The organism is Parahaliea aestuarii (assembly GCF_008064635.1).
GTDB classification, from domain to species: Bacteria; Pseudomonadota; Gammaproteobacteria; order Pseudomonadales; family Halieaceae; genus Parahaliea; species Parahaliea aestuarii.
Map to the genome: position 1 here is coordinate 161,551 of NZ_VRYZ01000009.1, position 19,255 is coordinate 180,805.

Sequence of the window (19,255 nt, forward strand, 5' to 3'; positions counted from 1 at the left end):
GGCGGAATGAATTCCGCCCTACAAGGTGGAGTCCCTATTTAATGTCGACAAAGGCTTCATCGCGGATCTTGCGCAGCCAGGCGTCCAGCTCTTCCTGGTATTTGCGGCTGTGCAGGTACTCGGCGGCCTTGTTGCGAATGGCCTGGTCGGTCATGTCCTGTTCGCGCCGGTCGGTCACTTCCAGGATGTGCCAGCCGAACTGGCTGCGCACGGGGTCGGTGATCTGGCCGATGTCGGCGCTGTCCATGGCGTTCTCGAACTCGGGCACCATCTGGCCCTTCTGGGTCCAGCCCAGATCGCCGCCCTCCTGGGCGGAGCCGATATCCTCGGAGTATTCTTTGGCCAGTTCGCCGAATTCTTCGCCGCCCTCGATGCGCGCCTTCAGGTCGGCGGCTTTCTGGCGCGCCTGGTCGTCGGTGAGAATTTCGCTGGGCTTGATCAGGATGTGGCGGACCTTGGTCTGGCTCACTATCTGTTCACCGCCGCGCTTGGCGTTCATGTTGACGAGGTGGATGCCGCTGGCGCTCTCGATGGGGTCGGACGTTTCGCCCTGGGCGAGCTGCGGTGCAATGTCGGCAAACAGCGAGGGCAGTTCGCTGGCCCGGCGCCAGCCGAGGTCGCCGCCGGTAAAGGTGTATTTGCCGGTGCTGGAGGCGATCACCTGGTCGAAGGGCTCGCCGGCGCGGATACGTTGCAGGGTTTTTTCCACGTGGGCTTCGGCGGCGGCCTTTTCCTCGGCGGGCGCATCGGGGGAGATGGCCAGCAGGGCGTGGACGATGCGGTACTCGGGCTGGGTCAGGGCTTTGCCTTCCTCGGTGCCGAGGAAGTTGTCGATTTCCTGGTCGGAGATCTGGATGCGCTGGCTCACGTTGCCGGCCTGGACCCGCTGCAGGATCATCTCCCGGCGCACATTCTCGCGCATGGCGGCGTAGGACTCGCCCTCCTGCTCCAGGCGGGCGATAAACTGGTCGACGTTCATGCGGTTCTGGGCGGCGATGCGCGCCACGGCCTGGTCGAGTTGCGCATCGGAGATGCGCACGCCCACGCGCTGGCCCATCTGCAGCTGGATGCTCTCCAGAATCAGGCGGTCCAGGGTTTCACGGATGAGTTCGTCTTCCGGCGGCATTTCCATGCCGCGGGCCTGCAGGCCCTCGGTGACGGCGGTGAGGCGTTCGCGCAACTCCGAGGCCATGATGACGTCGTCATCGACGATGGCGACAACCTGGTCGAGGATTTCGGTGGCGGCTCGGGCGGGCGAGGTGCCCAGTGCCACAAGGAGCGCCAGTGCCAGGGCCATGAAATGGATGCCGCAATGGCGGACCACTGCCTGCGCAGAAGCGATGGGTAGCCGGTGCAGCAGGTTGCGGGCTTGAAGTGCGGGAAATCCCTTAATACTCACGTTCTCTGTATCCTCGAATCATGTCTTCCATCAGGCCGGTGACGCGGCTGCCAAAGCCGCCCATGCCCTTGAGCACGATTTGGACCTGAGTGGAGGATTCCTGTTCCAGATTGGGGTCGTTGAAATCCAGCGTTTCCCCGGTGACGGAATCATAGTAGCGCAGGTGTAGCAGGCGAACCTGCCAGCAGCAGGTATCATATTCCACCCCGAACATATCTTCCACGCTCTCCCCGGCTTCCACGCTGTAGTTGACGGCGCCGAACAGGCTCCAGCGGTTGCCCAGCGGTACGTAGGCAGAGAAGTGGGCCTGCTCGGTCACCTGCTGGTTGCGGTTTTCGGTCTGGATGGTGGTCAGCGGGCGGCGGTAGGAGTAGCCCACACTGAAAATGCTGCTGTCGTCGCGCTCGTAGCTGGCCTGGACGTTGCCGGCGTTCATGTCGGTGCTGTGCGGGTCCCACACCAGGCTGCCGCGCACCGTGAGGCGTTCGTTGGGGTAGAAATTGACCTCGCCGGCCATCTCCGAGCTGCTCTGGTCCAGCGGCTCGGCGCCGGACAGCAGGCGCACCTGGCGGTCGCGGAAGTAGAAAATCTGGCCGATGCTCGCGTTCAGGTGCTCGCGGCCATCCTCTTCGCTGATATAGCGGGTGGTCATGCCCACCGACAGTTGATCGGCGTCGTCCAGGCGGTCGCGGCCGGAAAAGCGGGTTTCCCGGAACAGCTGGTTGTAGGTGAAGGTCAGTTCGGCGCTGTCGAAGTCGGGTTGTTCGCTCTGGTCCTCGTACTCGCTGTAGAGGTAGTACAGGCGCGGTTCCAGCGTCTGCAGCAGGCCCCTGTCGAGCAGCGTGGTCTGGCGCTCGAAGTAGAGCCCGCCGTCCAGGCTGAACAGGGGGGTGCCGGTACTGGGGCTGTCGTTGGCGCCAGGGCTGCCGAGGTCGGTCAGCTCGTATTCCAGGTAGCGGTACTTGGCGGTGGGCTTGAGGAAGCCGAATTGCCACAGCATGGGATAGGTTACGCCGGCTTCGCCGTAGATACGCTGGCCCTTGACCCGGTTGTCGTCGGTATCGAAGTAGGAGTACTGGCCCAGCAGGATGGGTTCCAGGGCAAAGGGCTCGTATTCGCCGCGGTACTGGCCGGTGAACTGCGGCAGTTTCTGGTAGTCGTTGTTGATGTCGTCGGCCAGCGACTGGAACTGCTGGAAGTCGAGGTCGAACAGCCAGTCGTCACCCAGGTAATCCAGGGAGCCGAGCTGCAGCAGGCTGGTTTCGCGGCGGGTTTCCAGGTTGGTGGTCTGCAGGTCCTTCAGGTAGTCGACATCGGAGGCCTTGCTGTAGTCCACCCGCGAGCGCCAGCGCTGGCCGAACAGGCCGTTGTGCTCGACCTTGCCCAGCCAGCGGCTGTGGTCGCGCTGTTCGGGGCGCTCGTCCTCGTAGCGCTTGTCGGTCTCCATGTAGGCGCCGCCCACGGACCAGCTGCCCACGGCGGGGTTGAGATAGCGCAGTTCCACCTCGTTGTTCACCCCCCGTTCTTCAATGTAGCGGGGTGTGTACAGGGCGTCGTAATTGGGGGCCAGGTTGAGGTAGATGGGGGCGGCGATGTCGATGCCGCCGCGGGTATCGCTGCCGATATCCGGCCACAGGAGGCCGCTGCGGCGGCGGTCGTCCAGCGGAAAGCGCAGCCAGGGCAGGTACAGCACCGGCATGCCGCCCACCGCCACCTTGGCACCGCGGGCGGTACCCAGGCCCTCGTCGAGATCCAGTTCCATTTCGTCGGCGCGGATTTCCCAGTCCTGTTCGCCGGGTGCGCAGTAGCTGAGGGCGCCATTCTCGACATGTACCAGCCCCTGTGCATCGCGGCGCAGGGAGCGGGCGGCGCCGCGCATGTGCTGCTGGTGCAGGACAAACTGGCTTTCGGTGATCTCCGCTTCGCCGGTGTCGGAGGAGAAGCTGGCCTCCTGCCCCTTCAGCAGAATCCCGGGTTCGCGAATGGTGATGCCGCCGGTGAGTTTGCCGCGGCTCTCGCTGCGATTGTAGTAGGCGTCCTTGCCCTTCAGTCGCCGATAGCCCTGCTCAACGGAAACGCCGCCGTGGAGGAAGACTTCGTCGCCCTCCAGTTCGGTCTGGGCCGCGCTGGCGTTGATATCGGACAGTTCCGGGTCGACCCCGGTGTCTGCGCCGGCAAGGGGGTCGATGTAGCGGCCGCGGCAGCTGCGGCATTCCTCGTCCTGCAGTTCTTCGGGTACCTCCCGGATCGGCACCCAGTCCAGCGGGTAGGCGTTGGCGGCTGGCGGTACATCGGTACTGCACAGCGCCTGGTCGCCGGCGGGGCAGGGTTCCGCTGCGCTCTCCTGCGCCGCCTGTGCCAATACGGGCAGGGCGAGGCTAAGGGCCAGTGCCAGGCGCTGGCGTTTTGCGAATAAAGGGGAAGACACGGGGGTGGATTCTGCCGTTGGGGGAGCCGTGGTCATCAAGCCGGGGTGCATTTTTTGGTATAAACGCGGATGATAAAGCATCCCCTTCTTGATGTCTGTGTTTCTTGTCCGGAGCCTTCCTTTGTCAGCACCAGCTACTGCCACACGCCCTGTTCCCGCGGATTTGCTGCCCTGGGCTGCGGCGGCCTGGGGGCGAGACGCGGGGGTCTGCACCCTGGCGCCGGTGGCGGGAGATGCCAGTAACCGGCGCTACTTCCGCCTGGCGGCGGGCCGCGCGTCGGTGATTGTGCTGGAGGCGCCCCCGGCCACGGAAAAAAACGCGGCATTTATCAGTGTGCTGCAGTTGCTGGCGGGGCAGGGCGTGCGCGTGCCCGCCTTGCTGGCGGTGGAGCTCGAGCGCGGCTACCTGTTGCTGGAAGACCTGGGCGGGCAGATGCTATTGCCACTCCTGTCGGCCGACAGCGTGGAGGCCTGGTATGGCCGGGCCGGTGAGGTATTGCTGAATCTGGCGCAAGTGGCCGCGGAGGGCAGGGTGCCCGACTACGACCGGGCACTGCTGGAGGAAGAACTGAGCCGGCTGCCGATGTGGTTCTTTGATCGCCTGCTGGCTCTGCCGGCTTCTGCGCAGGCAGATGATTGTGTTGCCGAAGTCAAAGAATTGCTGGTTGCGACGGCCCTGGCGCAGCCGCGCGGCTTTGTTCATCGCGATTTCCACAGCCGCAACCTGATGGTGCTGGGCGGCGACGAACTGGCGCTGATCGACTTCCAGGACGCGACCTTCGGCCCCGCGACCTATGACCTGGTGTCCCTGCTGCGCGATTGCTATATCCGCTGGCCGCGGCAGCGGGTGGAAGCGTGGGCACTGGCGCACCGGGACGCCCTGGTTGGCAGGCAGTTACTGCCACCGGTGGATGACGCGACCTTTCTGCGCTGGTTCGACCTGATGGGGCTGCAGCGCCACCTGAAGGTGTTGGGCACCTTCGCCCGGCTCTACCTGCGCGACGGCAAGCAGGCCTATCTGCAGGACCTCCCGCTGGTTGTCACCTATGTGGAAGAGGTGCTGCAGAGTCGCCGCGAAAGCGAGCCGGTACTGGCGCGCTTTCACGACTGGTGGTTGCGGGTAGTGCGCCCGGTGATCGACAGCCAGGCCTGGATGCAGCCGGGGAGAGAACCATCGTGAGGGCCATGATCCTCGCCGCCGGACTCGGCAAGCGCATGCGCCCGCTGACGGACCATACGCCCAAGCCCCTGCTGAGGGTGGGAGGCAAGCCCCTGCTGCAATGGCATATCGAGGCGCTGGCCGCGGCGGGAGTGACGGAACTGGTGGTGAACGCGGCCCACCTGGGTGAGCAGGTCGCGGACTTCTGTGGCGATGGCAGCCGGTGGGGCGTATCCATTGCGCTGTCAATGGAGCCGGAGCCGCTGGAAACGGCCGGCGGTATCCAGCGCGCGCTACCGCTGCTGGGCAGCGAGCCCTTTCTGGTCGTCAATGGCGATGTGTGGACCGACTACCCCTTTGCCCGCCTGCTCGATTGTCCTGTCGCGCCGGGGGGGGGCCACCTGGTGCTGGTGGGCAATCCGCCGCAGCACCCGCGGGGCGATTTTCGCCTGGAGGCGGGCGCGGTTGCCGGGCTGGGGGAGGGAGAGGTGGGTCTCACCTTCTCCGGAATTGCGGTGTACTCCCCGGGATTTTTCGCCGCTCTCGCGCCCGGCAAAGCCGCGCTGCGGCCGCTGTTCGACGCCGCCATTGCCGAGGGGCGCCTGAGCGGGGAGCGATATGAGGGGCAGTGGCAGGATATCGGCACGCCGGAGCGGCTGGCGGCGCTGGATGCGGACCTGGCGGGGCGGGGGCGGGGTCTTCCGGCTTAACCCAGGCCGAACAGGCGGGCCAGCGCGGGCAGGGTGGTGCTGGCGATGACGATGCCCGTCATCCAGTAGAGCAGGCGGAACTTGCCGTTGATTTCGGCAAAGCGCAGATCAACTTCAGCAAATTTTCGGTCGATTTCGGTAAAGCGCTCATCCATGTGCCTTTCTATGCGTTGCTCGAACGCGTCAAACCGGGTGTCGAGATAATCCTTCGTCACCAGCTGATCCACATTGTGTACAAACGCTTCCGCCATAAGCTCCGCCAGCACATCGGCTTGCTGATCGGGAATGCCCGCCGCAATCAGGCGGCGGGCGCATTTCAGCGTATCAAAGGCGATGGCTGCCATAAAGTGTAGCCTCCTGGGTGGCTTACGCTAATTCTCGCGCGGACCGGGTGCGCTGCTCCACGTCAAAAGCGTCCATATTGCGGATGAAGTCCCCCCTCCCAGCCAGTAGAATACGCCTCAATTCCACCCCAGCCGGAGCCGCCGCCATGGCCGACTACCTGATCGCCCCTTCCATTCTCTCCGCCAATTTCGCCAAACTCGGTGAAGAGGTGGACAACGTGCTGGCGGCCGGGGCCGATGTGGTGCATTTCGATGTGATGGACAATCACTACGTGCCCAACCTCACCATTGGCCCCATGGTGTGCAAGGCCCTGCGCCAGCACGGCGTCACCGCGCCGATTGATGTGCACCTGATGGTGAGCCCGGTGGATCGCATGATCGGCGATTTCGCCGAGGCCGGCGCCACCTACATCACCTTCCATCCGGATGCGTCCACCCATGTCGACCGCTCCCTGCAGATGATCCGCGATGCCGGTTGCAAGAGCGGTCTGGTGTTCAACCCGGCCATGGGGCTGGATGCGCTGAAGTACGTCATGGACAAGGTCGACATGATCCTGCTGATGTCGGTGAACCCGGGTTTTGGTGGGCAGTCCTTCATCCCCGCCACGCTGGACAAGCTGCGCGAGGCGCGGGCACTGATTGATGGCTCCGGTTACAACATCCGCCTGGAGATCGACGGCGGGGTGTCGGCGAAGAATATCGCCGAGATCGCCGCAGCCGGGGCGGACACCTTCGTCGCCGGCTCCGCCATTTTCAATCAACCCGACTATGCCGCAGTGATTGCCGACATGCGGGCGCAGCTGGCTTCTGTGTAGTGGTTGTGGTTATTGGTCGAATGAATTCGACCCTACAGGGGGTTCCTTCCAGGGCGATAACCTGACTTCCAACCCGCGTAGGGCCGAATTCATTCGGCCATCATCCATCATAGGGTCTCTCCGCGCCGATAGCGCGACCTCCACCCCCGCGTAGGGCCGAATTCATTCGGCCATTTCCGTCCCGAGCCGGGCTGATTCCGCTCCGCGAGTTTACTCTGTCATATTCGGGGCCCCCAAAAAGCTAGCCAAAACCGCAAGCGACAAGGAGGTGGCAATGAGCTACGACGCTCTGCGCGCAGGGCGGTGGTCGCAACCTCATCGCATCTACGCGATCACTACGGTGACCAGTGGGCGTCAACCCGTGTTCAGGGGCTTGCAGGTGCCCCGGCTTCTTGTTCGCCAGATCAAGGAACTGCACGACAGAGCCTGGGTGAGCTCCCTGGCCTGGGTAGTGATGCCGGATCATCTGCACTGGTTGTTTGAATTGGGAGAGCTGCACTCGCTGGCGAAGGTGGTGAAATCGCTGAAGGCAAGGTCGGCGAGGGATATTAATCGCTATTCCGGTCGGCAGGGTGCGCTCTGGCAGCGGGCCTATCATGACCGGGCGCTGCGAACACACGAAGATATGAGGCGGGTGGCGAGATACATCATTGCCAACCCCTTGCGTGCGGGGCTGGTACGTTCCGTTAGGGAGTATCCCCATTGGGATTGTGTCTGGGTAGAAAGGGGTGGAGGTCTGGCTGGGCTGGGGTAGATTGGTGGTGTGTGCTGGTCGAATGAATTCGACCCTACAGGGTAGATTGATGGTGTGGTGCTGATCGAATGAATTCGACCCTGCAGGGGGCTCCTTCAGGGGCGATGACCTGGCCTCCATCCCCGCGGCGGGTCGGATTCATTCGGCCATCATCCATCGCATGGGCCTCTTCGCGTCGATAACCTGCCTTCCACGCCCATGTAGGGCCGAATTCATTCGGCCACTCCCCTGCGGGGGTGTTATTCCGCCCCACGGATGACTCCGCCCGCGCCGGTTGCCACGCCGGGGACCGCATGTACAATAGGCGCTTCGTTTTACCTCTGGAGAGCGCTGTGCCCACAGCCCTGCGCAACGTGTCCACAGCTCAGCGTAATGTGCCAACAGCTCAGCACAATGTGCCAACAGCTCAGCACAAATAGCCTCGACCGCTGGTCGATGCGCGAAGTCACCTGCTGGCGATGGTAGCCAGGGACTTTGTACGCACTGATTACGCCCATTATTTCTCCGAGGAACGTCCATGACCCCCGAGGACTTTGCTGCGCTGGCAGCGCAGGACTATAACCGTATTCCCGTCAGCACCGAGGTGCTGGCCGACCTGGAAACGCCCGTCAGCACCTACCGCAAACTGGCGGAGGGTCCCTATTCCTATTTCTTCGAATCGGTGCAGGGCGGTGAAAAATGGGGGCGCTACTCCATTATCGGCCTGCCCTGCCGCACCCTGCTCAAGGTATTCGGCTATCGCGCCGAGATCTGGGTCGACGGCGAGCTGAAAGAAAGCAGCGAGGTGTCCGACCCGCTGGCCTACGCCGAAGATTTCCAGCGGCGCTATCGCAGTGCCCCTCTCGATGGCCTGCCGGTCTTTCACGGCGGCCTGGTGGGTTATTTTGGCTACGACACCGTGCGTTACGTGGAACCGCGCCTGGCGGCCAGTACTCCGCAGGATCGCCTGGGCACCCCGGACATTCTGCTGATGGTGTCCGAGGAGGTGCTGGTGTTCGACAACCTCGCCGGAACCATTCGCCTGATCGTCAATGCGGATCCGGCTGAAGCCGGCGCCCTGGCGCGGGCGCAAGCGCGCCTGGCGGAGCTGGTGGCTAAGCTGCCGGAGCCGATGCAACCGCTGCCGCCGGTCGATCTGCAGGCGGCGCTGGATCCGGCCCTGGAGCGGCAGGCCTCGTCGGATTTCGACTACGACAGCTATGCCGCTGCGGTGGAGAAGGTAAAGGAATACGTGCTGGCCGGCGATGTCATGCAGGTGGTGCCCTCCCAGCGCATGAGCGTTCCCTTCGCCGCTCCGCCGCTCAATCTCTACCGCGCCCTGCGCAACCTCAATCCCTCCCCGTACATGTACTTCCTCGACCTGGACGACTTCCAGATCGTCGGCTCCTCGCCGGAGATCCTGGCGCGCCTGGAGGAGGGCGAGGTCACCGTGCGCCCGATTGCCGGCACCCGTCGCCGCGGTCGCAGCGAGGAAGAGGACGCGGCCATGGAGGCGGAACTGCTGGCGGACCCGAAGGAGATCGCCGAGCACCTGATGCTGATCGACCTCGGGCGCAACGACGTGGGCCGCATTGCCGACACGGGCAGTGTCGTCCTCACCGACAAAATGGTGGTGGAACGCTACTCCCACGTTATGCACATTGTCTCGAACGTGACCGGTCAGCTGCAGGCGGGCAAGTCGGCCATCGATGTGCTGCGGGCGACACTGCCGGCGGGCACGCTCAGCGGCGCGCCGAAGATCCGCGCCATGGAAATCATCGACGAACTGGAGCCGGTCAAGCGCGGCGTCTACGGCGGCGCGGTGGGCTATATCTCCTGGGCCGGCGACATGGATACGGCCATTGCCATCCGCACCGCGGTCATCAAGGACGGCCGCCTCTACGTGCAGGCGGGCGGCGGCGTGGTCGCCGATTCGGTGCCGGCGCTGGAGTGGAAAGAAACCCACAACAAGGCCCGGGCCATGTTCCGGGCGGCGTCCATGGTGCTATCCGGAGTGCCCGGTCATGACTGAAACCGATCAGCTGCAGCGCCTGCTGGCCGCTGTCGACAAGCCCTACGCGCTGCTGGACAGGGCGTATTTGCCACTGGATCAGGCGCAGGTCAAACGCACGCGCTGCCTGCAGTGGATCCCCCTCGAAGCGCAGCGCCGCGGCGGCAAGTACGCCTATGCGGAGTGGGCCCATGTGGTCGGTATTTTCCAGGGCCTGCTGCATGCCCACCTCCCGGTTGCCGTGGATGCGCCGCGGGTACTGGATGTGGGTTGTGGCTCGGGCCTCATGGCCATCGCCTGCGAGCCCTTTGTGGCGGGAGGCGGGCACTACACCGGCCTGGATGTCTCTGGCTCGCAGATCGAGTTCTGTCGCAATCACTACCCCCGCCAGGGTTTTGAGTTTGTGCTGCACGAGGCGGGCAATCCGTTCTACTCGCCGGAGCGGCAAGCCGGCCCGCTGCCCTGGGCGCAGGCAGATGCCAGTGTGGACATGGTCACCGCCGTCTCGGTCTGGACCCACTTCCGGGAGCAGGATGCCCGCTTTTACCTGTCGGAGGTAGCCAGGGTACTGCGTCCGGGTGGTCGCGCGCTGATCACAGTCTTCCTGCTCGACGACGCTTACGCGGCGCGGCCGGACAGCGCCGGGAGCAGTCGCTTCCACGGCACCCCGACCGAGCGCTGGTGCTTCGACCAGCCCGAGGGCGAATCGGGTGGCTGGTTCTATCCCGCCTGGGCCGATGTGCCGGAACAGGCGATTGGCGTAACCCGCGCGGCACTCGATGCACTGCTGGCGGAGTCCGGCCTGCGCCAGCTTGCCTTCTATCCCGGCAACTGGAAGGAGCGCCCGGGCGCCTTTTTCCAGGATGTGCTGGTGCTGGAGAAACATCATGACTAGTGGGCGGGCCTACCAGAGAACAAATGCGCGGGGTGAGCGGCCATGCTGTTGATGATCGATAACTACGATTCTTTCACCTACAACGTCGTGCAGTACCTGGGCGAACTGGGCGCCGAGGTGAAGGTCGTGCGCAACGACGAAATCAGTGTGGCGGACATCGCGGACATGCAGCCCGAGCGGATTGTCATTTCCCCCGGTCCCTGTACGCCCAACGAAGCGGGCATTTCCATGGAGGTCATTCGCGAGTACGCCGGCAAGCTGCCGCTGCTGGGCATTTGCCTGGGTCACCAGAGCATTGGCCAGGTGTTCGGTGGCGAGGTGGTGCGGGCGCGGCAGGTGATGCACGGCAAGACCTCGCCCATCCATCACCGCGGTGAAGGGGTGTTTGCCGGCCTCAGCCGGCCCTTCGAGGCCACCCGTTACCACAGCCTGGTGGTGGCTAGAGACAGTCTGCCCGACTGCCTGGAAATCACCGCCTGGACCGAGACGGAGGATGGCCAGGTGGACGAAATCATGGGCCTGCGCCACAAAACGCTGGCGGTGGAGGGGGTGCAGTTCCACCCGGAATCCATCCTCACTGCACACGGCCACGATCTGTTGCGCAACTTCCTGGAGCAAGGGGGCACACGATGAAGATTGAGCAGGCCCTGCCGCGCTGGGTAGAGCGCGAGGATATCAGCGACGAGCAGATGACAGAGGTGATGCAGCAGGTCATGTCCGGCGGCGCCACCGACGCCCAGATCGGCGCCATGCTGGTCGCCCTGCGCATGAAGGGCGAGAGCATTGGCGAGATTGCCGCGGCCGCGCGAGTGATGCGCGAGCTGGCTTTACCGGTGGTGGTATCGAAGGACTATCTGGTGGACCTTGTGGGTACCGGCGGCGATGGCGCCAACCTGTTTAACGTATCGACCGCCGCGACGTTCGTCGCCGCTGCGGGTGGCGCGCGCATGGCCAAGCACGGCAATCGCTCGGTGTCTTCCACCTCCGGCAGCTCGGATGTACTGGAGGCTCTGGGCGTGCCGCTGGACCTGACCCCGGTGCAGACCGCGCGCTGCATCGACGAGGTGGGCATGGGCTTTATGTTTGCCCCCAATCACCACAGCGCCATGCGCCACGCCATTGGCCCGCGCAAGGAACTGGGCATGCGCACCCTGTTCAATATCCTCGGCCCGCTGACCAACCCCGCCGGTGTGCAGCGCCAGGTGCTGGGGGTGTTTACCGCGGAGCTGTGCGAGCCGCTGGCCCACGTGCTTAAAAACCTGGGCCATGTGCACGCCCTGGTGGTGCACGCCGAGGACGGCCTCGACGAGCTGTCGATCGCCGGGCCGACGCGCGTCGCGGAACTGCGCGATGGCGAGGTCGGCGTCTACACCGTCAGCCCTGAAGATGTCGGTCTGCAGACAGCGAGTCTCGACGGTCTCACAGTGGGCAGCTCGGCGGATTCGGCGGCGATTATCCGCGCCGCTTTTACGGGCGATGGCAGCGAGCCAGCGCAGAAAGCGGCGTCACTGATTGCACTCAACGCCGGGGCGACGCTCTATGTGGCGGGGGTGGCCAGCAGCCTGAAAGAGGGCGTGACACTGGCGGAGGACCTGATCGCCAGCGGCCAGGCGGCCGAGAAACTCAAATCCTTCGTGGATTTTACCCAGATGATCAAGGCGACTTCCCCATGAGCAACCAGGCCCCCACCATCCTGCGGCGCATTGTCGAACGCAAATGGGAAGAGGTGGCAGAGCGCCGCCGCACGGACAGCATTACGTCGCTGGAAGCGCGTATCAGTGAGCAGACCCCGCCCCGGGGTTTCTCCAGTGCGCTCAGCCTTCGCGCCGCAGCCGGCGAGGCGGCGGTGATTGCCGAGGTGAAAAAGGCGTCCCCGAGCAAGGGGGTGATCCGCGCCGACTTCCGCCCGGCGGACATTGCCGCCAGCTACGCTGCCGGTGGCGCGGCCTGCCTGTCAGTGCTGACGGATATTGATTTCTTCCAGGGGGCTGACGCTTACCTGCAGCAGGCGCGCAGTGCCTGTGATCTGCCCGTAATTCGCAAGGACTTTACCGTTGACCCCTACCAGGTGGTGGAGGCGCGCGCCATCGGGGCCGACGCCATCCTGTTGATTGTCGCCTGCCTGGAGGACGCGCAAATGGCGGAACTGGCCCAGACTGCCGCTGAGGTGGGGCTGGACGTGCTGGTGGAAGTTCACGATCGCGCCGAACTGGAGCGGGCTCTGGAGCTGGGGCTGCCGCTGGTGGGCATCAACAACCGCGACCTGCATACCTTCGAGACGCGGCTGGAAACCACCCTGGATTTGCTGGCGCATATTCCCGCTGATCGTACGGTGGTTACCGAGAGTGGCATCCACACACCGGACGATGTGGCGCTGATGCGCGATAACGGTGTGAATGCTTTCCTGGTGGGCGAGGCCTTTATGCGCGCAGAGGCGCCGGGAGAGAAGCTGCGGGAGCTGTTTTTCTAGGGGTTTGTTCCGCCCCTGCGCAGCCTGCCCTCGCGGAAGTGGGAGCAGGCGGCCATCGAAAGTTGCGCCTAGCGCGTACCGTACACCACCATGGTCTTGCCGGATACGGAGACCAGTCCGTCCTCTTCCAGCGTCTTCAGCACCCGCCCGGCCATTTCCCGGGAGCAGCCCACGATCTTGCCCAGTTCCTGCCGGGTAACCTTGATTTGCATGCCGTCCGGGTGGGTCATGGCATCGGGCTGTTTGCACAGGTCCAGCAGGGTGTGAGCCACCCGGCCGGAGACGTCGACAAAGGCGAGATCCTTCAGTTTGCGGGTAGTCTGGCGCAGGCGCACGCTCATCTGGCGGCCGATGGCGAACAGGATATCGGGGAACTGGCTGCGAATCTGGTGAAAGCGTTCGTAGGAAATTTCCGCCACTTCGCACTGGCCCTTGGCGATGACCATGGCACTGCGGGTTTCCGGTTGATCCTCGAACAGCCCCATTTCACCGAAGAAATCCCCGGGATTGAGGTAGCTGACCACCATCAGGTGATCCTTGTCGTCCTCGTCCTGTACCTGAATCGAGACCGAGCCCTCAAGTATCAGGTAGAGGGAGTCGCTCAGGGCGCCCTCTTCCAGAATCACGCTTTTGTTGTTGTAGTCGTGCCGCTGACAGTGGCGCAGGAAGCTCTCCACATTGGGGATGGCATTGACGATTTGTGGTTTTAGCACAGTGCTGGCTCCCTACCCAACGGCCTTGAAACGGCTGCTATCTTAACGCAGGCTCCGGAGTAAAAACACTCACGCTGTGCTAAGCTGCGGCGCCCGCCGAGGGCAGTGATTGAGGAATACCCTATGCAGGCAACCGTTAAGTGGATGGATGGCGCCATGTTCATTGGCGAATCCGGCAGTGGACACACCGTCGTGATGGACGGACCGGAAGATCTGGGCGGACGCAATATGGGCGTGCGGCCGATGGAAATGCTGCTGCTGGGTGTGGGTGGATGCTCTATCTACGATGTGATCAGCATGTTGAAAAAGTCCCGCCAGAAGGTGGTGGACTGCCGCGTTGAACTGCAGGCCGAGCGCGCTGATGCTGTGCCGGCTGTATTTACCCGGATCAACCTGCACTTTGTGGTGACCGGAGAGGGCCTGAAAGAGTCCCAGGTGAAGCGCGCGGTAGAGCTGTCCGCAGAGAAGTACTGCTCTGCCTCCATCATGCTGGGCGCGGCCGGGGTGGAAATCAGCCACAGCCATGAAATCGTGGAGTTTGCCGCGGCGTGACCGGGTTTTAGCTCAAACCCAGTAGCTGCTCTTCGTCATTACCTTCGATACCAGGCTCATGGCGTCCTTCACCGGACGGGGCAGGTCGGCGCCGCCCGCCTGCAGGGCGTTGTGGCCGTGGCGCTCTTCATCTTCGAGCATCTGCTGCAGAATAAGCTGTGACTTGCGATCCGGATCGGGTAGCTGTTTCAGGTGGTCTCGCAGGTGGCGGCAGACCCGCTCCTCGGTGGCGGCGACAAAGCCCAGGCTCCATTTGTCGCCCACTGCACCGGCGGTGGCGCCCAGCACAAAAGACAGTCCGTACCAGGCCGGGTTGAGCACGCTCGGCCGACTGTCCAGTTCCCGCAGACGCTGGTCGCACCAGGCCAGGTGATCCGCTTCTTCCCGCGCCGCTTCGCGCATTTCCTCGCGTACGTCCTGCAGCCGGGCAGTTAGCGCCTGCCCCTGGTACAGGGCCTGGGCACAGACTTCGCCGGTGTGATTGACCCGCATCAGGCCCGCCACATGAGTGCGCTGGCGCTCACTCAGGGCGGTGTCCGAGTGGCCCTCGGCGGGAGATGGGCGCGCGGACGTGCGCTTGCGCGCGGCGAGGGTCTGGAGTGCGCTGCCGGCCTCGCCGAGCAGGCGGTCGAGGGGGCTCAGTGTTCGCTTTCTGGTGGCCAAGGTGTGACCTCCTGCTGTGGGGCGACTTACCGGTTGGCCTTGATGTGGCGGGCGACAGCGCGCCAGCCGATATCGTTGCGCTTGGTCATGCCATCCCAGCCTATTTTCTCCACCGCCTGATAGCAAGTCTGCTGGGCACTGGCGATGTCGCTGCCGAGGGCGGTAACACACAGTACCCGGCCGCCGCTGGTGACCACGTTGTTGCCCTCCAGGGCAGTGCCCGCGTGAAACACCTTGATGTTGCCGGGAAAGAAGGTGTCCAGGCCGGAAATGACTTTGCCCTTGGCGTAGCTGCCGGGGTAGCCGGCAGCGGCCAGCACCACACCGATGGCCACGCGCTCATCCCACTCCGCCCGGGCCTGATCCAGCTGGCCATCGATAGCCAGTTGGCACAGCTCCACCAGGTCGGATTTCAGGCGCATCAGGATGGGCTGGGTTTCCGGGTCGCCAAAGCGGCAGTTGTACTCGATCACCTTGGGGGCGCCATCGGCACTGATCATCAGGCCGGCGTAGAGAAAACCGGTGTAGGGGTTGCCCTCGGCGGCCATGCCGCGCACGGTGGGCAGGATGACTTCGTCGCGAATCCGCTGGAATACTGCCTTGGTCACCACGGGTGCCGGGGAATAGGCGCCCATGCCGCCGGTGTTCGGGCCGGTGTCGCCGTCGCCGATGCGCTTGTGGTCCTGGCTGGTGGCCATCGGCAGCACGTGCTGGCCGTCGACCATGACAATGAAGCTGGCTTCCTCGCCTTCGAGGAATTCTTCGATGACAACGCGCGCACCGGCATCGCCAAAGGCGTTGCCGGACAGCATGTCAGTGACCGCGGCCTCCGCCATGGCCAGGCTGGTGGCCACCACCACGCCCTTGCCGGCCGCCAGGCCATCGGCCTTGATGACGATGGGCGCACCCTTTTCCCGCAGGTAGTCCAGGGCCGGCTGCAACTCGGTGAAGGTCGCGTAATCAGCGGTAGGGATGTTGTGGCGGGCGAGGAAGTCCTTGGTGAAGGATTTGGAACCCTCCAGCTGGGCGGCGCCCTTGCCCGGGCCGAAGCAGCGCAGGCCGCGCTGCTGGAAGTAGTCCACGACCCCTTCTACCAGGGGTGCTTCGGGGCCAACGACGGTGAGGCCGACATCATTGTTCTCGGCGAAATCCGCCAGTGCCGGGAAGTCGAGAGGGTCGAGGTCGACGTTGCGCACGCCCCACTCCCCGGCGGTGCCGGCGTTGCCCGGCGCGACGAAAACGGTCTTGACCTGCTTTGACTGAGAGAGCTTCCAGGCTAGCGCGTGCTCGCGTCCGCCGCTACCAATCACCAATACATTCATTCCAGATTCAACCTTATTCCAATTCGAAGTGCTAATGGCGCGCCATTAGTGGCGGAAATGGCGCATGCCGGTAAACACCATCGCCATGCCGTGTTCATCGGCGGCGGCGATCACCTCGTCGTCGCGAATGGAGCCGCCGGGCTGGATGACGGCGGCGATGCCGCGTTCGCCGGCGCTGTCGATGCCATCGCGGAAGGGGAAGAAGGCGTCGGACGCCATCACCGAGCCCTGCACTGCCAGGCCCGCGTGCTCGGCCTTGATGGCGGCGATACGGGCGGAATTGACACGGCTCATTTGTCCGGCGCCCACGCCCACGGTCTGGCCCCGGTGGGCGTAGACAATGGCGTTGGACTTGACGAACTTGGCCACCTTCCAGGCGAACAGCAGGTCGTTCATCTGTTCGGGGGTGGGTTTTACTTTGCTCACCACTTTGAGGTCCGCCTCGGTCACCATGCCGAGGTCGCGGTCCTGCACCAGCAGGCCGCCGTTGACGCGCTTGTAGTCAAAGGCGGACCGGGGCGCGCCCCATTCACCGCAGGCCAGCAGGCGTACATTCTTCTTGGCGCCGACCACTGCGGCCGCCTCTGCGCTGACGCTGGGGGCGATGATCACTTCCACAAACTGGCGTTCGACGATGGCGCTGGCGGTGGTGGCATCCAGCTCGCGGTTGAAGGCGATGATGCCGCCGAAAGCGGATTCGGGGTCGGTGGCGAAGGCCAGTTCATAGGCCTGCAGCAGGTCCGCCGCGACGGCCACGCCACAGGGATTGGCGTGCTTGACGATGACACAGGCCGGGGCGTCGAAGTTCTTCACGCACTCCAGGGCGGCGTCGGTGTCGGCCACGTTATTGTAGGACAGTTCCTTGCCCTGCAGCTGCTTCGCGGTGGCGATACCGGCTTCTGCGGGCTTCGCCTCCACGTAGAAGGCGGCTTTCTGGTGGGGGTTTTCCCCGTAGCGCATCTCCTGCACCCTGTGGAACTGGGTGTTGAAGGTGCGCGGGAAGTCCGCGGAGCCGCCGGGGACCTTCGTGCCGAAGTAATTGGCGATGGCACCGTCGTAGGCGCTGGTGTGCTCGTAGGCTTTGATCGCCAGGTCGAAGCGGGTGTCGAGTGAAGTGGCGCCGCCGTTGGCACGCATCTCGTTGAGGATGGCTTCGTAGTCGGAAGCGTTGACCACGATATTCACGAAGCGGTGGTTCTTGGCCGCGGCGCGCACCATGGTGGGGCCGCCGATATCGATGTTCTCGATGGCGTCTTCCAGCGAGCAGTCCGGTTTGGCGACGGTGGCCTCGAAGGGGTAGAGGTTCACCACCACCATGTCGATACCGCTGATGCCGTGTTCAGCCATCACTGCGTCATCCTGTCCGCGGCGGGCGAGGATGCCCCCGTGGATCTTCGGGTGCAGGGTTTTCACCCGGCCGTCCATCATTTCCGGGAAGCCGGTGTAGTCGGCCACTTCGGTGACGGCCAGCCCCTGCTCCTTGAGCAGGCGATAGGTGCCGCCGGTGGAAAGCAGCTCTACGCCGAGTTCGCGCAGGGCGCTGGCGAATTCCACGATGCCGGTTTTGTCGGATACGCTGATCAGTGCGCGCTGGACGCTCACGAAGTTGCTGTCGCTCATGGACTCTCTAGCCTGTCAGTCTTTGTTGGAAAGCAGGTTGTACTGCTTCAGTTTCTTGCGCAGGGTGCCGCGGTTCAGGCCGAGCATGATGGAGGCCCGGGTCTGGTTGTGGCGGGTGTAGGTCATGATCTCCCGCAGCAGCGGGGCCTCGATCTCAGCCAGTACCAACTGGTAGAAGTCGGTGGTCATCTGGCCGTCGAGCTGGGCCAGGTAGTCGCGCACCGCCCGGGTGACGGCGTCGGCCAGTTCGCTGCTGTGGTTGTCGCTGTTGGCGGGGTCCAGGCTGACCTGGTCATCACCGGCCAGGGGGCTCACGTGTTCGGCCCTGTTCATGCTGCTAGTTCCTTGTGGTCTGTATTGCCACCGGCTGCCTCGAAGAGCGCCTGTAAATGCCGGTGCTGGGCCTCCGCGGTGCACAGGGCGTTAAAGGCCTTGCGCTGGGAGGCGAGGGTGGGGTGTTGTTGCAGATACCAGCCCACATGCTTGCGGGCGATACGCACGCCCATAAACTCGCCGTAAAAGGCGTGCAGTGCGGCCAGGTGTTCGCGGATGATCCGCCACTGGGTCGCGAGATCGGGGTCGCTGATCCGTTCTCCGCGCTCCAGCCAGGCGGCAATCTGGCCGCACAGCCAGGGCCGGCCCTGGGCGGCGCGGCCGATCATGACCCCGGCGGCGCCGGTGTGTTGCAGTACGGCGGCGGCCTTGTCGGGACTGTCGATATCGCCGTTGGCCAGCACCGGAATGTCGATGGCCGCCACGATTTCGGCGATGGTGTCGTACTCCGCCTCGCCCTTGAAGGCGCAGGCGCGGGTGCGGCCGTGAACCGAAAGCAGGGCGATGCCGGCGTCCTCGGCGATGCGGGCGATACTGACACCATTGCGCTGCCCGGGTTGGCTGCCGGTGCGAATCTTGAGGGTCACCGGAACATCCACCGCGTTCACCACGGCGCCGAGAATATCCGCGACCAGTGACTCGTTGGCCAGCAGGGCAGAGCCCGCCGCCTTGCGGCAGACCTTCTTGGCCGGGCAGCCCATGTTGATATCGATGATCTGGGCGCCGCGCGCCACATTCATCTGCGCTGCCGCGGCCAGTTCCAGCGGGTCGGAGCCGGCGATCTGCACCGAGCGCGGTTCCACTTCGTCGTCGTGGCGACTGCGCCACTGGGACTTGCGGGAGTTCTGCACCTGCGGGTTGCTGCTGAGCATTTCGGACACCACCAGGCCGGCCCCCTGGGCGGCGGCCAGGCGCCGGAAGGGCAGGTCGGTTACGCCGGCCATGGGCGCCAGAGCCACCCGGTTGGCAAGCCTGTAGGGTCCGATGTGCAGCGTCACGATGTGGGCAGAAAATGCGTCGAAAAAGAGGCGGTATTCTACTGGAGAGGCTTGACGGGTAAAAGCGTACCCTGGCAAATAATGGCTAAA

The 19,255-nt window shown here is 64.2% G+C and carries 19 protein-coding genes; 10 read left to right on the plus strand and 9 right to left on the minus strand.

Annotation, left to right across the window (positions count from 1 at the left end; translation table 11 throughout):
- Positions 1-34: 34 nt before the first annotated feature.
- Together FVW59_RS18125 and FVW59_RS18130 are read right to left on the minus strand one after the other, a co-directional pair.
- Positions 35-1,399 (minus strand): peptidylprolyl isomerase, encoded by a 1,365-nt coding sequence (locus tag FVW59_RS18125; RefSeq protein ID WP_246139788.1) that lies wholly within the window; start codon positions 1,397-1,399, stop codon positions 35-37.
- Entirely contained in the window at positions 1,389-3,827 is a 2,439-nt protein-coding gene (locus FVW59_RS18130; RefSeq protein WP_246139789.1) for an LPS-assembly protein LptD, read from the minus strand. The genes FVW59_RS18125 and FVW59_RS18130 overlap by 11 nt, the downstream gene beginning before the upstream one ends.
- 121 nt (positions 3,828-3,948) lie before the next feature.
- Between FVW59_RS18130 and FVW59_RS18135 the strand changes: the two genes are divergently transcribed.
- Both FVW59_RS18135 and murU read left to right on the plus strand, forming a co-directional pair.
- Positions 3,949-5,007: an aminoglycoside phosphotransferase family protein gene (locus FVW59_RS18135; RefSeq protein ID WP_222711569.1), complete on the plus strand. Its 1,059-nt coding sequence runs from the start codon at positions 3,949-3,951 to the stop codon at positions 5,005-5,007.
- 5 nt (positions 5,008-5,012) lie between these two features.
- Entirely contained in the window at positions 5,013-5,696 is a 684-nt protein-coding gene (gene murU / locus FVW59_RS18140) for an N-acetylmuramate alpha-1-phosphate uridylyltransferase MurU (protein WP_425468415.1), read from the plus strand.
- Here murU and FVW59_RS18145 read toward each other — a convergent pair.
- Positions 5,693-6,040, minus strand: coding sequence for a CCDC90 family protein (locus FVW59_RS18145; protein WP_148065796.1), 348 nt, complete (start codon positions 6,038-6,040; stop codon positions 5,693-5,695). The two genes, murU and FVW59_RS18145, sit on opposite strands and share 4 nt — an antisense overlap.
- A 146-nt stretch (positions 6,041-6,186) precedes the next feature.
- Between FVW59_RS18145 and rpe the strand changes: the two genes are divergently transcribed.
- The 7 genes from rpe to trpC all read left to right on the plus strand — a co-directional run bounded on the left by rpe (position 6,187) and on the right by trpC (position 12,964).
- A complete protein-coding gene (gene rpe, locus FVW59_RS18150) occupies positions 6,187-6,855 on the plus strand; it encodes a ribulose-phosphate 3-epimerase (protein ID WP_148065797.1) in 669 nt (222 codons plus the stop codon).
- A gap of 274 nt (positions 6,856-7,129) precedes the next feature.
- Positions 7,130-7,609, plus strand: coding sequence for an REP-associated tyrosine transposase (locus FVW59_RS18155; RefSeq protein ID WP_148065798.1), 480 nt, complete (start codon positions 7,130-7,132; stop codon positions 7,607-7,609).
- A gap of 517 nt (positions 7,610-8,126) precedes the next feature.
- On the plus strand, positions 8,127-9,620 hold the full coding sequence (gene trpE, locus FVW59_RS18160) for an anthranilate synthase component I (protein WP_148065799.1): 1,494 nt from the start codon (positions 8,127-8,129) through the stop codon (positions 9,618-9,620).
- On the plus strand, positions 9,613-10,494 hold the full coding sequence (locus FVW59_RS18165) for a class I SAM-dependent methyltransferase (protein WP_148065800.1): 882 nt from the start codon (positions 9,613-9,615) through the stop codon (positions 10,492-10,494). The genes trpE and FVW59_RS18165 overlap by 8 nt, the downstream gene beginning before the upstream one ends.
- Before the next feature lie 42 nt (positions 10,495-10,536).
- Entirely contained in the window at positions 10,537-11,127 is a 591-nt protein-coding gene (locus FVW59_RS18170; protein ID WP_148065801.1) for an anthranilate synthase component II, read from the plus strand.
- Positions 11,124-12,167 (plus strand): anthranilate phosphoribosyltransferase, encoded by a 1,044-nt coding sequence (trpD, locus tag FVW59_RS18175; RefSeq protein ID WP_148065802.1) that lies wholly within the window; start codon positions 11,124-11,126, stop codon positions 12,165-12,167. The genes FVW59_RS18170 and trpD overlap by 4 nt, the downstream gene beginning before the upstream one ends.
- Entirely contained in the window at positions 12,164-12,964 is an 801-nt protein-coding gene (gene trpC / locus FVW59_RS18180; protein ID WP_148065803.1) for an indole-3-glycerol phosphate synthase TrpC, read from the plus strand. Before trpD ends, trpC begins: the two co-directional genes overlap by 4 nt.
- A 68-nt stretch (positions 12,965-13,032) precedes the next feature.
- Here trpC and crp read toward each other — a convergent pair whose 3' ends face one another.
- Positions 13,033-13,677, minus strand: coding sequence for a cAMP-activated global transcriptional regulator CRP (crp, locus tag FVW59_RS18185; RefSeq protein ID WP_148065804.1), 645 nt, complete (start codon positions 13,675-13,677; stop codon positions 13,033-13,035).
- Positions 13,678-13,800: 123 nt separating this feature from the next.
- Between crp and FVW59_RS18190 the strand changes: the two genes are divergently transcribed.
- Positions 13,801-14,229: an OsmC family protein gene (locus FVW59_RS18190; protein WP_148065805.1), complete on the plus strand. Its 429-nt coding sequence runs from the start codon at positions 13,801-13,803 to the stop codon at positions 14,227-14,229.
- 12 nt (positions 14,230-14,241) lie between these two features.
- Here the strand turns inward: FVW59_RS18190 and coq7 are convergent, their stop codons facing one another.
- Genes coq7 through dusB form a run of 5 tightly spaced genes read right to left on the minus strand, consistent with a single transcriptional unit; the run spans position 14,242 to position 19,165 of the window.
- Complete coding sequence (coq7, locus tag FVW59_RS18195; RefSeq protein WP_148065806.1) at positions 14,242-14,892, minus strand: 2-polyprenyl-3-methyl-6-methoxy-1,4-benzoquinone monooxygenase; 651 nt, start codon at positions 14,890-14,892, stop codon at positions 14,242-14,244.
- Positions 14,893-14,918: 26 nt separating this feature from the next.
- On the minus strand, positions 14,919-16,214 hold the full coding sequence (purD, locus tag FVW59_RS18200) for a phosphoribosylamine--glycine ligase (protein ID WP_148065807.1): 1,296 nt from the start codon (positions 16,212-16,214) through the stop codon (positions 14,919-14,921).
- 45 nt (positions 16,215-16,259) lie between these two features.
- Positions 16,260-17,834: a bifunctional phosphoribosylaminoimidazolecarboxamide formyltransferase/IMP cyclohydrolase gene (gene purH, locus FVW59_RS18205; RefSeq protein ID WP_148065808.1), complete on the minus strand. Its 1,575-nt coding sequence runs from the start codon at positions 17,832-17,834 to the stop codon at positions 16,260-16,262.
- 15 nt (positions 17,835-17,849) lie between these two features.
- On the minus strand, positions 17,850-18,167 hold the full coding sequence (fis, locus tag FVW59_RS18210) for a DNA-binding transcriptional regulator Fis (protein ID WP_148065809.1): 318 nt from the start codon (positions 18,165-18,167) through the stop codon (positions 17,850-17,852).
- Positions 18,164-19,165 carry a tRNA dihydrouridine synthase DusB gene (gene dusB / locus FVW59_RS18215; RefSeq protein WP_222711570.1) on the minus strand — a complete coding sequence of 334 codons (1,002 nt, stop codon included), beginning with the start codon at positions 19,163-19,165 and terminating at the stop codon, positions 18,164-18,166. Before dusB ends, fis begins: the two co-directional genes overlap by 4 nt.
- Positions 19,166-19,255: the final 90 nt, after the last annotated feature.

Bases quoted from the DNA above. Each gene is read 5' to 3' on its own strand.
- murU (WP_425468415.1), top strand. From the start codon at position 5,013: ATGATCCTCGCCGCCGGACTCGGCAAGCGCATGCGCCCGCTGACGGAC.
- FVW59_RS18145 (WP_148065796.1), bottom strand. From the start codon at position 6,040: ATGGCAGCCATCGCCTTTGATACGCTGAAATGCGCCCGCCGCCTGATT.
- rpe (WP_148065797.1), top strand. From the start codon at position 6,187: ATGGCCGACTACCTGATCGCCCCTTCCATTCTCTCCGCCAATTTCGCC.
- FVW59_RS18155 (WP_148065798.1), top strand. From the start codon at position 7,130: ATGAGCTACGACGCTCTGCGCGCAGGGCGGTGGTCGCAACCTCATCGC.
- trpE (WP_148065799.1), top strand. From the start codon at position 8,127: ATGACCCCCGAGGACTTTGCTGCGCTGGCAGCGCAGGACTATAACCGT.
- FVW59_RS18165 (WP_148065800.1), top strand. From the start codon at position 9,613: ATGACTGAAACCGATCAGCTGCAGCGCCTGCTGGCCGCTGTCGACAAG.
- FVW59_RS18170 (WP_148065801.1), top strand. From the start codon at position 10,537: ATGCTGTTGATGATCGATAACTACGATTCTTTCACCTACAACGTCGTG.
- trpD (WP_148065802.1), top strand. From the start codon at position 11,124: ATGAAGATTGAGCAGGCCCTGCCGCGCTGGGTAGAGCGCGAGGATATC.
- trpC (WP_148065803.1), top strand. From the start codon at position 12,164: ATGAGCAACCAGGCCCCCACCATCCTGCGGCGCATTGTCGAACGCAAA.
- FVW59_RS18190 (WP_148065805.1), top strand. From the start codon at position 13,801: ATGCAGGCAACCGTTAAGTGGATGGATGGCGCCATGTTCATTGGCGAA.
- purD (WP_148065807.1), bottom strand. From the start codon at position 16,214: ATGAATGTATTGGTGATTGGTAGCGGCGGACGCGAGCACGCGCTAGCC.
- purH (WP_148065808.1), bottom strand. From the start codon at position 17,834: ATGAGCGACAGCAACTTCGTGAGCGTCCAGCGCGCACTGATCAGCGTA.
- fis (WP_148065809.1), bottom strand. From the start codon at position 18,167: ATGAACAGGGCCGAACACGTGAGCCCCCTGGCCGGTGATGACCAGGTC.